Source organism: Xanthomonas sp. WHRI 10207 (assembly GCF_040202975.1).
GTDB lineage: Bacteria > Pseudomonadota > Gammaproteobacteria > Xanthomonadales > Xanthomonadaceae > Xanthomonas.
The window spans coordinates 260,339-274,614 of the sequence record NZ_JBEGDX010000002.1 but is presented as its reverse complement, the minus strand read 5'-3'; the positions used below and the strand labels follow the sequence as shown (position 1 = coordinate 274,614).

The 14,276-nt window shown below is 66.5% G+C and carries 12 protein-coding genes, 1 other RNA gene and 1 pseudogene; 10 read left to right on the top strand and 4 right to left on the bottom strand.

Annotation, left to right across the window (positions count from 1 at the left end; translation table 11 throughout):
* Nucleotides 1–211: 211 nt before the first annotated feature.
* The gene (locus ABQU90_RS06780; RefSeq protein ID WP_323521222.1) at nt 212–661 is read right to left on the bottom strand and encodes a DUF4442 domain-containing protein; all 450 of its coding nucleotides are present in this window, start codon (nt 659–661) and stop codon (nt 212–214) included.
* Nucleotides 662–1,219: 558 nt separating this feature from the next.
* Entirely contained in the window at nt 1,220–2,080 is an 861-nt protein-coding gene (trxA, locus tag ABQU90_RS06775) for a thioredoxin (protein ID WP_323521221.1), read from the bottom strand.
* A gap of 163 nt (nt 2,081–2,243) precedes the next feature.
* On the opposite strand from trxA, the gene ABQU90_RS06770 reads away from it, so the two are divergent.
* The 8 genes from ABQU90_RS06770 to ABQU90_RS06735 all read left to right on the top strand — a co-directional run bounded on the left by ABQU90_RS06770 (nt 2,244) and on the right by ABQU90_RS06735 (nt 10,544).
* Nucleotides 2,244–2,855, top strand: coding sequence for a DUF998 domain-containing protein (locus ABQU90_RS06770; RefSeq protein ID WP_311238310.1), 612 nt, complete (start codon nt 2,244–2,246; stop codon nt 2,853–2,855).
* Between the two features lie 72 nt (nt 2,856–2,927).
* Nucleotides 2,928–5,570 carry a leucine--tRNA ligase gene (gene leuS / locus ABQU90_RS06765; protein WP_323521220.1) on the top strand — a complete coding sequence of 881 codons (2,643 nt, stop codon included), beginning with the start codon at nt 2,928–2,930 and terminating at the stop codon, nt 5,568–5,570.
* A gap of 412 nt (nt 5,571–5,982) precedes the next feature.
* Nucleotides 5,983–6,630 (top strand): LPS-assembly lipoprotein LptE, encoded by a 648-nt coding sequence (locus ABQU90_RS06760; RefSeq protein WP_055849928.1) that lies wholly within the window; start codon nt 5,983–5,985, stop codon nt 6,628–6,630.
* A 166-nt stretch (nt 6,631–6,796) separates the two neighbouring features.
* A complete protein-coding gene (gene holA / locus ABQU90_RS06755; RefSeq protein ID WP_055849929.1) occupies nt 6,797–7,825 on the top strand; it encodes a DNA polymerase III subunit delta in 1,029 nt (342 codons plus the stop codon).
* Entirely contained in the window at nt 7,822–8,691 is an 870-nt protein-coding gene (nadD, locus tag ABQU90_RS06750; RefSeq protein WP_407078760.1) for a nicotinate-nucleotide adenylyltransferase, read from the top strand. The genes holA and nadD overlap by 4 nt, the downstream gene beginning before the upstream one ends.
* Nucleotides 8,692–8,748: 57 nt before the next feature.
* Nucleotides 8,749–9,159 (top strand): ribosome silencing factor, encoded by a 411-nt coding sequence (rsfS, locus tag ABQU90_RS06745; RefSeq protein ID WP_055849932.1) that lies wholly within the window; start codon nt 8,749–8,751, stop codon nt 9,157–9,159.
* 11 nt (nt 9,160–9,170) lie between these two features.
* Complete coding sequence (locus tag ABQU90_RS06740; RefSeq protein WP_323521219.1) at nt 9,171–10,286, top strand: J domain-containing protein; 1,116 nt, start codon at nt 9,171–9,173, stop codon at nt 10,284–10,286.
* A 182-nt stretch (nt 10,287–10,468) separates the two neighbouring features.
* A non-coding RNA gene (locus ABQU90_RS06735) (sX9 sRNA) lies at nt 10,469–10,544 on the top strand.
* Nucleotides 10,545–10,740: 196 nt separating this feature from the next.
* Here ABQU90_RS06735 and ABQU90_RS06730 read toward each other — a convergent pair.
* Nucleotides 10,741–12,276, bottom strand: coding sequence for an alkaline phosphatase PhoX (locus ABQU90_RS06730; RefSeq protein ID WP_323521218.1), 1,536 nt, complete (start codon nt 12,274–12,276; stop codon nt 10,741–10,743).
* A gap of 121 nt (nt 12,277–12,397) precedes the next feature.
* Here ABQU90_RS06730 and rlmH point away from each other — a divergent pair, with 121 nt between their 5' ends.
* Together rlmH and ABQU90_RS06720 are read left to right on the top strand one after the other, a co-directional pair.
* Nucleotides 12,398–12,868: a 23S rRNA (pseudouridine(1915)-N(3))-methyltransferase RlmH gene (gene rlmH / locus ABQU90_RS06725; RefSeq protein ID WP_311238315.1), complete on the top strand. Its 471-nt coding sequence runs from the start codon at nt 12,398–12,400 to the stop codon at nt 12,866–12,868.
* Nucleotides 12,869–12,940: 72 nt separating this feature from the next.
* Nucleotides 12,941–13,039: pseudogene (locus tag ABQU90_RS06720) on the top strand (23S rRNA (pseudouridine(1915)-N(3))-methyltransferase RlmH); the annotation flags it as partial.
* A gap of 393 nt (nt 13,040–13,432) precedes the next feature.
* Here the strand turns inward: ABQU90_RS06720 and ABQU90_RS06715 are convergent.
* Nucleotides 13,433–14,107, bottom strand: a complete 675-nt coding sequence (locus ABQU90_RS06715; RefSeq protein ID WP_115562460.1) for an energy transducer TonB — start codon at nt 14,105–14,107, stop codon at nt 13,433–13,435.
* Nucleotides 14,108–14,276 lie beyond the last annotated feature (169 nt).

Here is a 14,276-nt window from a genome sequence, read left to right as displayed (position 1 = left end):
GATTCTTGACCAATGCGCGCAAGGACGCAAAGCGGTGATGCGCACGCCACGGCGCCGACGCGCTACGCCAGCGTCGTGGCAATGATGATTGCATGCCATTGCTTCACACCTGGCGCGGACATGACGTGCCCGCATCGAGCGGGCGCGTCTTGTCCGATTGGCGCATGGATTTATCGCTCTCCTGCTTTGCGGCAGAGCGACAGTGCTGCAGTTACCGTGCCGGTTTGCGCTTGACGTAGAGTTGCTTGCGCACGTGCGCAACGACCTCGCCATCGCGGTTGTGTATCGTGTTTTCGAACCAGCGCAGATGCTTCTCTCCGCTGGCGGTGGCGTCGCGCAGTTCGGCGAGCATGGCGTTGTCGATCACAAAGTCCGCGCTCACCGTGCCGCGCCCGGGTTTGACGAAGTCGATGCTGCCGGCCTTGTCCCACACGTAGTAGTCGCGGCCCAGGTTCTGCATCACCAGCAGCATCCAGAACGGATCGGTCATCGCGAACAGGCTGCCGCCGAAATGGGTGCCGACGTAATTGCGATTCCATGGGCGCTGCCGCAGTTCCACACGCGCGAAGCGATAGTCGGCCGACAACACGGTGACGTGGATGCCTGAAAACAGATACGGCGGCCACAGGTTGATGCCGAGCTTGAACAGTGAAGCGCGCATGCGGGCCGGGTTCCATGGCGGGTCGGGCCTGCAGCATAACATTCGCATGCGTATGGTTGGCGATGGCCGTCCAGGGAAGCTGCTTTGCCCGTCATGTGAGTCTGTCCAGGCATTGCGTCATCTCCGGCCGCGCAAGTCGCGCCGCCTCGCGCAGAAGGCTCGACCACCCGCATTCTCTCGTAGGAGGGGACCTGGCCGCGACGGTGCGTCACCGTTATCGGAGGAACGATTCATCGCGACCGCGGGAATGCTTCATCGCGGCCAGGTCCGCTCCTACGCGTTCATGGGGTCGGCCGTCTTCGTCGGGTCGGTCTTCAGGATGCCGGAACTGTGGGCGGGGGACCTGTTTGGATAGGCAGGTCTGCGCGCCTTGGTAGCGGCAGGATGCAGGCCTCGCACCGCATCGCACCGCGGCGTGCCGGACCCTGTGACCGACACGCCGCGTGCAATGCGTGCAATCGACACGCTGCATGCAACCGATCTCAGCGCATGCAACTGCTCTCAGGCGTGCGAAGCCGCGGCTCACGCCACAGGCTCGCGCCACAGTGCCCGTCGCTATCAGAACACCAGCGCCGACATCTTGCGGCGGTAGCGGCCGACCAGGTCTTCGTCTTCGATCACGCGGAACGCATCGATCAGGCTGCGGCGCGGCAGGTTCTCGTCGAAGGCGCGATCCTGCCGCAGCATTTCCAGGAACTGTTCCAGCGCCGCTTCGTCGTTGCCGTCGAGCAGATGGCGCACGCCGAGCAGGTGACGCGCGCGCAAGTCGGCGCCATTGGTGTCCACGGTGGCCTGCAGCGCGCTGGCGTCCGGGGCGTCCTTGAGCACGTTGGCAAAACTCAGGCGCGCCTTGGCACGCACTGCGCGGTCGTCGGTGGCCAGGTTGGCGGGCAGGGCGTCGATCAACTGCTCGGCCTCGGCGGTGTCGCCGGTTTTGAGCAGCGCCAGCGCCAGATCCAGCTTGAGCTCGTCCTTGTCCGGTTCGACAGCGATCGCCTCGCGCAACGCGGCGGCCTGTGCCTGCGGGTCCAGCGGCGCCTCGGGCAGCAGCTCTTCGGCGATCTGCGGCTCGGCCGGCAGCACGCCGTGCTGGGTCAGAAATTCGCGCACCTGGCCTTCCGGCATCGCGCCGGGGAAGCCGTCGACGATCTCGCCACCTTTGACCAGGAACACCGTCGGCACCGAGCGGATCTGGAACGCCGCAGCGATCTGCTGTTCTTTGTCCACATCGACCTTGCCCAGCTCAAATGCGCCGTTGTACTCGCCTGCCAGCTTTTCCAGGATCGGCGTAAGCGACTTGCACGGCCCGCACCAGGTGGCCCAGAAATCCACCAGTACCGGTGTCGTCAACGATTTCTGCAGGACATCGGTCTCGAAGGTGTCGGTGGTGGCATCGAATACATGCGGCTTGTCGGACATGGGCTTCCTGTATGAGGTGACGGCAACAATGGCTGGTAATGGTGGCAAACCCGGCCGACACAAGGCCAGTCCGGGACGCCGAAGGGGGGTTCACGCAATGCGCGCCCGGCACGACAATGCCGCGTCCTGGTGGCGCCAACGCGCCCCGCAGCGGAGCACCACAATGGGAAGTACCGACAGCGCGCAGCGCTACCTGGGCCTGATCGCGGCAACCGTGTTCGTGCTGGCGCTGGCCGGGTTCGGGGCCACGCTGCCGGGCTATCTGCAGGCCAGCCACCCGGTCGCGTTGCTGGGCGCGCAGGGTGTGCCACATGCGCTGGGCTTCAATCTGCTGGCGTTCGTGCTGGTCGGTGCGCTCGGCATGATCACCGGCGTCAGCTTGCTGGCGCGCATGCCGCCCAAGGCCGGCTGGAGCCTGCGTGTGGGCGGGCAGCTCATCGTGCTGGCCGGGCTGGCCTTTGTCGGCATGGGCATGCTGCCGCTGGATCCCACCGATCTGGACGGCCGCGCCAGTCAGGCGCATGCCACGGCCTGGTTGCTGTGGGCGGTGGCGTTTGTGCCGGGCATGCTGTTGATTGCCGCAGCGCTGCTCAATGCCCCCGAGACCCGCGCGTTGGCCTGGCTCAGCCTGGCGGCCGGGCTACTGGTGGCGGTGTTGGCATTTGGCCCGCCTGGCCTGCTGCGGCAGGCCATCGCACAACGCCTGGCGTTTCTGGCTTGGGTCGGCTGGCTGGCTGTGGCCGCCTGGATCTGGCCGGCAAAGCCTGCGATCTGAGCGAGCGGTTTGGAGCACCTGCTGCACTGCGGTACCCTGTCCCGCTTTGCACCGCCCGAGCATCCGCTCCCAATGTCCACCGTCGAACCCAACGCCTACGACCCGCAGCAGGTCGAATCCTCCGCCCAGCAGTTCTGGGACGCCACCCGCGCCTTCCAGGTCGACGAGAACTCGGATAAACCCAAGTTCTATTGCCTGTCGATGCTGCCGTACCCGTCCGGTGCGCTGCATATGGGCCATGTGCGCAACTACACCATCTCCGATGTGGTCAGCCGCTACAAGCGCATGACCGGCCACAACGTGATGCAGCCGATGGGCTGGGATGCGTTCGGGTTGCCGGCGGAAAACGCCGCGATCAAGAACAAGACCGCGCCGGCCAAGTGGACTTACGCCAACATCGAGCACATGCGCGGCCAGCTTAAATCGCTGGGCTATGCGATCGACTGGTCGCGCGAGTTCGCCACCTGCACGCCGGACTATTACGTGCACGAGCAGCGCATGTTCACCCGGCTGATGCGCAAAGGTCTGGCATACCGCCGCAACGCGGTGGTGAACTGGGACCCGATCGATCAGACCGTGCTGGCCAACGAGCAGGTGATCGACGGCCGCGGCTGGCGCTCCGGTGCCTTGGTCGAAAAACGTGAAATTCCGCAGTGGTTCCTGCGCATCACCGATTACGCACAGGAACTGCTCGACGGCCTGGACCAGCTGGACGGCTGGCCGGACTCGGTCAAGACCATGCAGCGCAACTGGATCGGCCGCTCGGAAGGGCTGGAAATCCAGTTCGACGTGCGCGACACCGATGGCGCGCCGCTGGACCCGTTACGCGTGTTCACCACCCGCCCGGACACGCTGATGGGCGTGACCTTCGTGTCGATCGCCGCCGAGCACCCGCTGGCGCTGCATGCGGCCAAATCCAATCCGGAACTGGCCGCGCTGCTGGAAACGCTCAAGCACGGCGGTGTCTCCGAAGCCGAGCTGGAAACCCAGGAAAAACGCGGCATGGCCACCGGCCTGACCGCAGTGCATCCGATCAGCGGCGAGCAGGTGCCGGTGTGGGTGGCCAACTTCGTGCTGATGGGCTACGGCACCGGTGCGGTGATGGCGGTGCCTGGCCACGACCAGCGCGATTTTGAGTTCGCCAACAAGTACGCCCTGCCGATCGTGCAGGTGGTCAAGCTGCGCGAGCCGCGCAATGAAGACGAACAGACCTGGGACGCCACCCAGTGGCGCGACTGGTACACCGAAAAAAGCCGCGAGCTGGAGCTGATCAATTCGGCCGAGTTCGATGGCCTGGATTTCGGCGGCGCCTTCGAAGCCTTGGCCGAGCGTTTCGAGCGCAAGGGCCAGGGCCAGCGCCGCATCAACTACCGCCTGCGCGACTGGGGCGTCAGCCGTCAGCGTTACTGGGGCTGCCCGATTCCGGTGATCTACTGCGCCAAGTGCGGCGCGGTGCCGGTGCCGGAAGACCAGTTGCCAGTGGTGTTGCCGGAAAACGTGGAATTTGCCGGCACCGGTTCGCCGATCAAGACCGATCCGACCTGGCGCCAGACCACCTGCCCGGACTGTGGTGGCCCGGCAGAGCGCGAGACCGACACCTTCGATACCTTCATGGAATCGAGCTGGTATGTGGCGCGCTACACCAGCCCCAACGCACGCGACATGGTCGACCGCCGCGCCAATTACTGGATGCCGGCCGATCTGTACGTGGGCGGCATCGAGCACGCGATCCTGCACCTGATGTACTTCCGCTTCTATCACAAGCTCATGCGCGACGCGCGGCTGGTGGACAGCGACGAGCCGGTGACCAACCTGCTTACCCAGGGCATGGTTATTGCCGACACGTTCTATCGCGACGCCGACAACGGCGGCAAGGACTGGATCAACCCGGCCGATGTCGAGGTCCAGCGCGATGAGCGCGGCCGCGTCACCGGCGCAGTGCTGGTCGCCGACGGTCAGCCGGTGCATATCGGCGGCACCGAGAAGATGTCCAAGTCCAAGAACAACGGCGTGGACCCGCAGTCGATGGTGGCCAAGTACGGCGCCGACACCGTGCGGTTGTTCTCGATGTTTGCCGCGCCGCCGGAGCAATCGCTGGAGTGGAACGAAGCCGGCGTCGACGGCATGGCGCGTTTCATGCGCCGGTTGTGGGTGCAGGTGCACAAGCATGTGGGCGAAGGCGCGGCCGCTGCGCTCGACGCCGCCAGCCTGAGTGCCGAGCAGAAGGCGATCCGCCGCAAGATTCACGAAACCATCGGCAAGGTCAGCGACGACTACGGCCGCCGCCACAGCTTCAATACCGCCATTGCCGCGGTGATGGAGTTGTCCAACGCGCTGGCCAAGTTCGACGACGCCAGCGACCAGGGCAGGGCGGTGCGGCAGGAAGCACTGGAAGCGATGGTGCTGCTGCTCAACCCGATCACCCCGCATGCCAGCCACGCGTTGTGGCAGGTGCTGGGCCGTGGCGAAACGCTGCTGGAAGACGTGGCGTTTCCGCAGGTCGATGCCAGCGCCTTGGTGCGCGATGCGTTGACCCTGGCGGTGCAGATCAACGGCAAGCTGCGCGGCACCATCGAGGTGACGGCGGACGCCGCGCGCGAACACATCGAAGCGCTGGCCCAGGCCGAACCCAATGCCGCGAAATTCCTGGATGGGCTGACGATCCGCAAGATCATCATCGTGCCGGGCAAGATCGTGAACATCGTGGCGGGGTGATGGCGGCTGATCGGTCCGGTTGCCATTGCCGATCCGGGTAGTTCCCCGGAGCGGCGTGGCGACGCGGTGCCAGGTTGCTGCGGCGGTGTCGGCAATGTATTGCGCTGGCGCGTGGTGCTGCGCAGGTCCGCGCGCTGCAGTGGTTGTCTGCGATTAACTGCGCTGGTGCGTCGCGACGCATGGTTAAAGTTACCGCGATGGTTTCAGGTACGTCATTTCAGTCGCGCTCGGCGACGTGCAGGTGAGATTGTTGGGGTGGCTTCTGGTCATTCGTTTCACCGGCGCGTGGCGACGCGTTTGTCATTCCTGGGCGCCGCGTTGTTCCGCGGCGCCCTATCAAGCCCCGTTCACGCGGGCTGCGTCAGGCTAGCCGCCTGTTGCCGCCGCCGGGGCGCTCATCCAGACTGTGCCCATGATTCGATTTCCTACTGCTTTCGCTGCGTCCCTCGTGCTGGTCTCCAGCCTCACCGCCTGCGGCTTCCACCTGCGCAATTCGCTTGCGTTGCCGCCCGATACCCCGGCCGTGAAGGTGCAGTCCGCAGTGCAGTACAGCGAACTGGCCAAATTGTTGCGGCGTGGCCTCAAGGCTGCCGGCGCCACGCTGGCGGACGAAGACGCCAAGACCGGCTTTGCGCAGGTGCAGGTGTTGTCCGAGCGCTGGGGCGATTTGCCGATCGCCATCGACAGTCAGGGCCGTGCACAGGAATACAGCCTGCGCTATGCCGCCATCTTTACCGTCACCACCGCCAACGGTGCGGTGCTGGTGCCGCAGCAGGTGATCGAGCTGTCGCGCGACTACGTGTCGCCGCCAGTGGACGCCACCGGTACCGCCACCGAGCGCGAGATCCTGGCCGACGAGTTGCGCAAGGACATGTCGGCCTCGATCCTGCGCCGTATCGACAGCGTGGTGCGCGCCCGCGTGCAGCGTGGCGAGAGCCTGGAAAGCACGCCGACCGCGCCGCTGCCGCAGGCCACCACGCCGCCGGTGCAGCCGTCGACGCCCGAATCCAGCGTGCCGGCCTCGCTACCGCCAGCGCCGCAGCCGTCGTCGAACAACTGAGCGTGGCGATGGCATCTCCCGCTTCTGTGTCAGGCGGGCGCAGCGGCTGTCCGGAACTGACAGGCGCGGCGCGTGCTGGGCGTGACCAGCATCCCGTCGGCGCTCGCCTGCCGGCGGCGCGTGACGGCGTGTCGGTCAGCCTGCGACCTGGCGCGCGGTTGTAGTCATGGAACTTCGCCCAGAGCAGCTGGCCGGTCAGTCCAATCAGCCGTTGCAGCCGGCCTATCTGATCGCCGGTCCGGAAACCTTGCGCGTGCTCGAAGCAGCCGATGCGGTGCGCGCACGTGCGCGCGCTGAAGGCATCGGCGAGCGCGAGGTGTTCGATGCCGACGGCCGCGAGTTCGACTGGAACCAGCTCGACGCCAGCTTCAACGCGCCCAGCCTGTTCAGCCCGCGCCGGCTGGTGGAAGTGCGCCTGCCCAGCGGCAAGCCGGGCAAGGACGGCGCCGAAGTCATCACTCGCTTCTGTGCCAACCCGCCGCCGGACGTGGTGCTGCTGATCACCGCCAACGACTGGAGTAAGGCGCACCAGGGCAAGTGGGCCGAGGCGATCGGCCGCATCGGCACCATTGCCGTGGCCTGGGCGATCAAGCCGCATGAATTGTCCGACTGGATCGAGCGCCGCCTGCGCGCCCAGGGCCTGCGCGCCGACGCAGCCGCGGTGCAGCGCCTGGCCGAGCGGGTGGAAGGCAACCTGCTGGCCGCCGCGCAGGAGATCGACAAGCTGGCCTTGCTGGCCGACGGCAAGACGCTGGATCTGGAAGCGATGGAATCGCTGGTGGCCGATGCCGCGCGTTACGACGTGTTTCGCCTGGCCGAAACCACCTTCTCCGGCCAGCCCGCCGCGGTGATCCGCATGCTCGCCGGGCTGCGCGCCGAAGGCGAAGCCGTCGCCGCGCTGATGCCGATCCTGATCAAGGAACTGCTGCGCACCGCTGCACTGGCAAAGGTGCAGGCCAACGGCGGCAACCTGGCCGCGGAAATGAAATCGCAGGGCATCTGGGAATCCCGCCAGGCCCCGTTCAAGCGCGCGCTGCAGCGTCATCCCGAGGCGCGCCGCTGGGAGCGCTTCGTCGCCGAGGCCGGCCTGGTCGACCGCATGGCCAAGGGCCGCGCCGACGGCGATGCCTGGGTTGGCCTGGAACGCCTCCTGGTTGCGGTGGCCGAAGCGCGTGCGGTGAGATTGCTGGCGTGACAGCGGGGCAGGCCGGGCCTGGAAACCGCGCGTCCGCGATCCCGGACACGGGGTCCGAAACCCGAACCACTGCACCGCCGAGCCAAGGCGCGCAGGTTGTCGCTCCCACCAGCACTGCGACCAGCGCGTCAGTTTCCGGCCCCCAGCCGGCCGCACCGGCTCCTGGCCCTTCCGATTCCCGATTCCCGATTCCCGATTCACGGCTCCACCTCTACTACGGTGGCACCTTCGACCCGATCCACCTGGGTCACCTGGCCATCGCCTGCGCGGCACGCGACGAACTGGGTGCGCTCGTGCACCTGGTGCCGGCCGCCGATCCGCCGCATCGCGCCGCACCCGGTGCCACGGCCGCGCAGCGCGCGCAGATGCTGGAACTGGCGCTTGCCGACCAGCCCGGGCTGCAGCTGGACAGCCGCGAGCTGCAGCGTGCCAGCCAACAGCTGGCGCCGTCCTACACCGTGGAGACCTTGCGCGAGCTGCGCGAGGCACTCGGGCCGACCACGCCCATTGCCTGGTTATTGGGTGCCGACGCCTTCGTTGGACTGCACCGCTGGCACCACTGGGAGGCGCTGTTTGAGCTGGCGCACTTCGTCATCGCCGCGCGGCCCGGCACATCCCTGGACCTGAGCGATGCGCCGCACCTGGCCGCCGCGGTGCAGGGGCGTTGGGCCGCCGGCACCGATGCACTGCTCGCTGCGCCGGCCGGCCGGTTGTGGCAATTGCACCACCCGTTGCGCGGCGAATCGGCCAGCGCGGTGCGCGCGCAGATCGCTGCCGGCGTGCCCTGGCAGGCGCTGGTGCCGGCTGCGGTGGCCGGCTTTATCGCCCGGGAAGGCCTGTACGGCTGCCCCCGCGCGGCTAGCTGAACACGCATCCGCCCGGACCGGCCTATAATTCACGCTAATTCCATCGAGTTGCCCGCTTTGACCAGTCAAGCCCAAGTCATCAAGACCTCCATCCCGAATCCGCCGCCGTCCGTGCCGGCCCTGCTGGCCACCGTGCGCGAGGCCGTGGAGGAGCTGAAAGCCAAGGACGTGGTCGAGATCGACGTGCGCGGCAAGTCCAGCGTCTGCGATTACATGGTGGTTGCCTCGGGCACCTCGACCCGCCACGTCAAATCGATCGCCGAAGAAGTGGTCAAGTTCGCCAAGCGCCTGGACGTGATGCCGTTGGGTGTGGAAGGCGAGCGCGAAGCCGAGTGGGTGCTGGTCGACCTGGGCGATGTCGTGGTGCACGTGATGCTGCCGCGCGTCCGCGAGTTCTACGCGCTGGAGCGTTTGTGGACAGTGGGCGACCAGCGTCCGGACGATGTGGTTGCCGATTCCGAGGAGTAACTGGCCCCGGCATGGCGAGAAAACTGCAAGCCACCCCGGATGCCGCTGCGTCGCACGCGCTGCAGCGGTTGCACAGTGGCGCTGCGCAGGCGTCCGATGTGGCGGCGTCGCCGGCCCGTAAGCGCTTTGACCGGCTGCTGCGCGACCTGGAACTGCATCGCGCCCAATTGCAGGCCTGGCAAGTGGCGCTTGCGCAATGGCGCGAGCGCTACAACAGCGAGCTGCAGCCCTTGCTCGACCGTCGCCGCGATGCCGATATCGCCCTGGTCGAGGAACTCGATCGCGCACACGCTTCCTACAAGCTGGGAAAGGCCGATCGAGAATTTTTGTCGGATCTGCTGTGCACCATCGCCGGTCCGCTGATCGAAGCCGGCCACGAGGCGCTGCGGCCGATCTACGATCGCCACAGTGTCGTCGGCTATGACCAGGACGTCTCCGAATCCGATGCGCTGATGAAGCAGATTCTCGGCCAGGCCTACGGACTGGATGCCGACGAACTGGATGCGATCGACTCGCCAGAAGAACTCTTCGAGCGCGTGAGCGAGCGCCTGGAGCAAGAGCACGCCCAGCAGCAGCAACGCCAGACGCAGCGCCGCAAACGCGCCGAGCAGAAGGCCACTGCAGCCACTGCCGAACCCCCGCCGTTGCGCGAGCTGTATCGCAAGCTGGCCGGCAATCTGCATCCGGACCGCGCCAAGAACGACGATGACCATGCCTCGCGCACCATCCTGATGCAGCGGCTCAATGCCGCCTACAAGGCCGGCGATCTGCTGGGTTTGCTCGAACTGCAGGCCGAGATCGGCCTGATGGACGCGCAAGGCGTGGACGCGATGAACCCGACGCGGTTGCAGGAGTACAACCGCGAACTGGATCGCCAGTGCAAGGACCTGCAGCAGCAGGTGCAGCAGCAAGCGGGTGACTTCTGCGCCGAGTATGGATTGGACCTGCCGTCGCGTCCGAAGCCGGAGCGGCTGGGCAGGTTGATGGCGCAACTCAAGCGTGAGGTCGAAGACGAGTTGATGGAGGCACGCCAGGGCCTGCGCGAACTGGGCGATCCGCAATCGTTCAAGCGCTGGTTGAAGATGCAGCGCGTCATGTCGAGCGTGCCCGAAGCGCCCTGGTTCTGACCACGCGCGGCAACGACGCGAGGGGCTGCGCTGCGCGACCGAACGTGTCTGCCCATGCGCGGTTCCCAACAGCCGGTGATGCCAACAGGTGATGCCAACCGGGCGCCGGCGGCGAGGCTTTAGAGCGGCCAGCACAGCGACTGCGCATCCGCCAGGCGGGCGCGGCCGGTGCTCGGTGCGGCATGTACCACTCGGACACTCCGGTTCCTACGCGCCGTCCACACCCGCCTGACGACTACTCGCTACGCGTTGTCAGCCGCTCTTAGCTGCAGCGACCGACCACACTGACCGTGCGACCAGCCTGCCGCCACGTGCGACATTCGGAGTTGGTGCATCGACTGTGCGCCTGCATGCGCCACGGTCTTGCTGTTGCGGGTCTTTCGGCACGCTTGAAACCTGCCGGATGAGCGGTGATACGCCCTCCGGCATGTGTCGCGTCGTGCAGAGAACAGGCTTACAACGGCCCGCGTTCCCATGGCCCGGTGATGGCCAGGGTAATCCCCGGTGTCTGGATGTTGACGAACAAGGTGCGTGCCAACGGGTCCCAACAGGCGCCGCAGAACTCGGTGTCGCGGTAGTCGCCTTCTGCAATGGTCTTGCCGGCATCGGCGATCTGCTGCGAGGTGAGCTGCACGTTGTTCTTGGCCAGATAGAACGATTCGCCGTTGCGGGTCAGGCCCAGCAAGCGCGCGCCGGGGCCGTATTCGTCCGGGCTTTCGCCGCCGTCTTCGCACAGCACCACGCCGCCGCGCGCACTGACGGTGACGTTGTCCGGGTTATGCGCCGCCAGCTGATTGCCGCTGACAAACAGCGCGCTCAGGCGCTGGGTGAACAGGTCCAGCACCCACACCGCGCCATTGCCGTAACCGCGCCGGCCCTGCGCATCCACACCGGTACTGGTGTCGACGATGAACATCTTGCCGTAGCTGTACCAGATACCTTCGCCGCGGCTCATGCGTAGCGCGCCGTCGGCCCAGGCTTGTGCAAATGGCCCGCTCAAGGTGTCGTTGGCGCCGATGTCGGCAAAGCCCGCCGGTGCGGCGATGCTGTCCAGATCGGGCTCGCTGATATCCACCCACTCCAGCTGGAACTGCTGGCCGATGCTGGCCACGGTGAGGTCGGCATTGCGACGTCCGCGCACGCGCGCGGCCTGCAGCCGGCCGCCGTTTTCCAGCGAGCCATTGCGGCCGCGGCGGTCATTGGGAATGAAGCGGTACAGGCCGGCCTTGTTGCGGTCGTCCTCAGTGAGATAGACGGTGCCGGTGCGCGGGTCGATCGCCACCGCCTCATGGCTGAAACGGCCCAGCCCTACCAGTGGGCGGCCGGTGGTGCGGTGGCTGTCCGGGTCCACTTCGAACACATAGCCGTGCTTGCGGCCGGTGCTGGAGACCGCGTTGGTCTTGATCTCTTCGCAGCTCAGCCAGGTGCCCCACGGGGTCGGCCCGCCGGCGCAGTTGACCAGGGTGCCGCCCAGGCTCGGCTCCAGGCTGCCCCAGCCACGGCGGCCGTAACTCAGCGTGGTGGTGCCGCCGCCGGCCTGTTGGGTGCCGCTGACGATGCCGGTGTCGTACATGGCCGGTGCGCGGAACGGGCTGCCGGCGCCGCGTTCGTGGTTGCGGATCAACACGTATTCCAGGCCGCGCAGCGGGTCGCTGCCCGGGCGCCAATCCGGCCGGCGCAGGCCGACCACGGCCATGCCGTCGTGGCGGTCGGGGCAGGGCTGGCCATCGTCCATGCGGTCGCCGCTCCAGCCGAACGAGCGGTAGCTGAAACTGCGCGGCAGCTGCAGCAGCGGCAGGCCGGTGCTCTGGTCGGCGACCGGGGCGAGCGGGCCGTAACGGCTGGGGACCGGTGCGAGCCGCACCGACGGGGACGTGGCGGCCTGGGCCTGGCGCGATTGCAATGCGCCCAAGCTGCCAAGGGCACCGGCGGCCATGACGGCGGCGCTGCCCTTGAGAACCTGGCGGCGGGCGGGATCGAAAATCGGCATCGAACGACTCCTGCGTGGCTGGGTGGTCGGGCGACACTAATTGCCGGCTGTAACCACGCCATGACACGCAACGACAAATCGCCACGGACTGCCCAGGCTGTGACGCGGATATCATGTACGGATGAAATGCCGACTCATCGCCACCGGCGAACGCGCACCGGCCTGGGTGGCGCAAGGTTTTGCCGAATATCAAAAACGTCTGTCGCACTGGATGCCGCTGGAGCTGGTCGAGATCGAACCCGGTCTGCGTGGCAAGGGACGCGATGGGCAACGCGCCATCGACGACGAAGGTCGTCGCGTCATCGCCGCGCTGCCCAAGAACGCGCATGTCGTGGCGCTGGATGTGCCCGGTCGCCCGCTGAGTTCGGAGCAACTCGCCCAGCGCATGGAACACTGGCGCGGACAGGGGCGCGACCTGGCCTTCCTGATCGGCGGCCCGGAAGGTCACGCGGCCGACGTACTGAAAAATGCCAACGAAAGCTGGTCGATCGGCCCGCTCACCTTGCCGCACATGCTGGTGCGCCTGATCGTGGCCGAGCAGCTGTACCGCGCTGCGGCGATGCTGGCCAATCATCCGTATCACCGGGCGTAATGGCGTCGTGACGTGATGCCGCGCGGGGTGCAGCTGGCGTCATCGGAGCGGCTGATCACCCAAACCCCCGAGATCGGCCCGCTCACGTTGCCGCACATGCCGGTGCATTTGAGTGTCGCCGAGCAGTTGCATCGCACTGCGGCGATGCTGGCCAATCACTCGATTCAGCGCGTTGGTCGGCATCTGCGTCAGCACGCAACGGCTTGCTCGATAGCGCGACTGCGCAACATCTGCTCAGCTTCCGGACGAATGCGGTCCGAAGCGATGGCCGAGCTGTGTCACGCGCTGTTGCCGGTTTTGATCGCGTCGGCGGGATCTGTCGTGCCGCTCGCTCGCTTCCTTCTGTTGGCCGCCCCCAGCTCATTGATGCGTCGGGTGGTCACTGGCGCTCCCAGTGGTCATGCGGCAGGCGAAGGACACTGCGGCGTGGCCGCTACGCTTGCTGTCTGGCGCGTGCATTCGTAGCGGGATAGTTGGCGCCAGCGGGTGCGTGGAGGTTCGCAGTGGTGCGGCGGCCGCAGTTGCGGGCCGCCGCGTCGGTCCACGCTTCAATTCAACGAAGCTTCAATTCAACGAAAAACTCACCGGCACCAATCCGTAGGCCTGCACGGCCTGACCGTTTTGCATCGCCGGCTGGAAGCGCCAGCTGCGCAGCACCTGGCTACGCGCGGCCAGATCGAGCGCGCGATGACCGCTGCTGGTTTGCACACTCACTTCGGCCGGGCGTCCATCGGTACCCACCAGCACGCGCAGCAGCACTGTGCCTTGCTGCCCCGCACGCAATGCAGCCACCGGGTAACTCGGTGCGGGCGAACTCAGATACTGCAACTGCCCCGCCTCGATCGGCCCGCTCGGTGCAGCGATGGTGGGCGCGCTGTCCATCGCGGTGCCGGTCGCCGGGAGGGTAACTGACGCGGTGTCGACCACGGATGTCTGGTCGATGAGAGGAGTCGGCACCTGCACCGGGACTGGCACGGTCTTGGGTGGTGTATGCGTCTTCGGTGTGAAATTCACAGTGACCGGGATTACCAGCGGCGGTGGTGGGGCGGTCGGTATCGTGATCGGCATGACCCAACGCGGCTCGGGGGGCGCTTGCGGAACCGCCCGATGCGACAGCGGGATCAGCAACAAGCCACCGGCCAGCAGATGCAGCGCCACGGCGGTGCTCATCGCCAGGACGCGCGAGGTGTCGATGCCAAGGGGACGGGAAGAAACTTGCGATTGCGTGCGAACCATCATCCACCTCCAAAACGGAACTGCGGAAAGGACCTGCGCGGCCCGGACGCACTACACCATCCGGTAGCGTAGGTTTACCGCAGCTACCGCAGGAGTACAAGACTTAGCGAGCTTCAGTTTGTATCAGGAGAGCTTTAGAATTTGGAAGCCTAGTCTCTCCGTATTCAAGTCC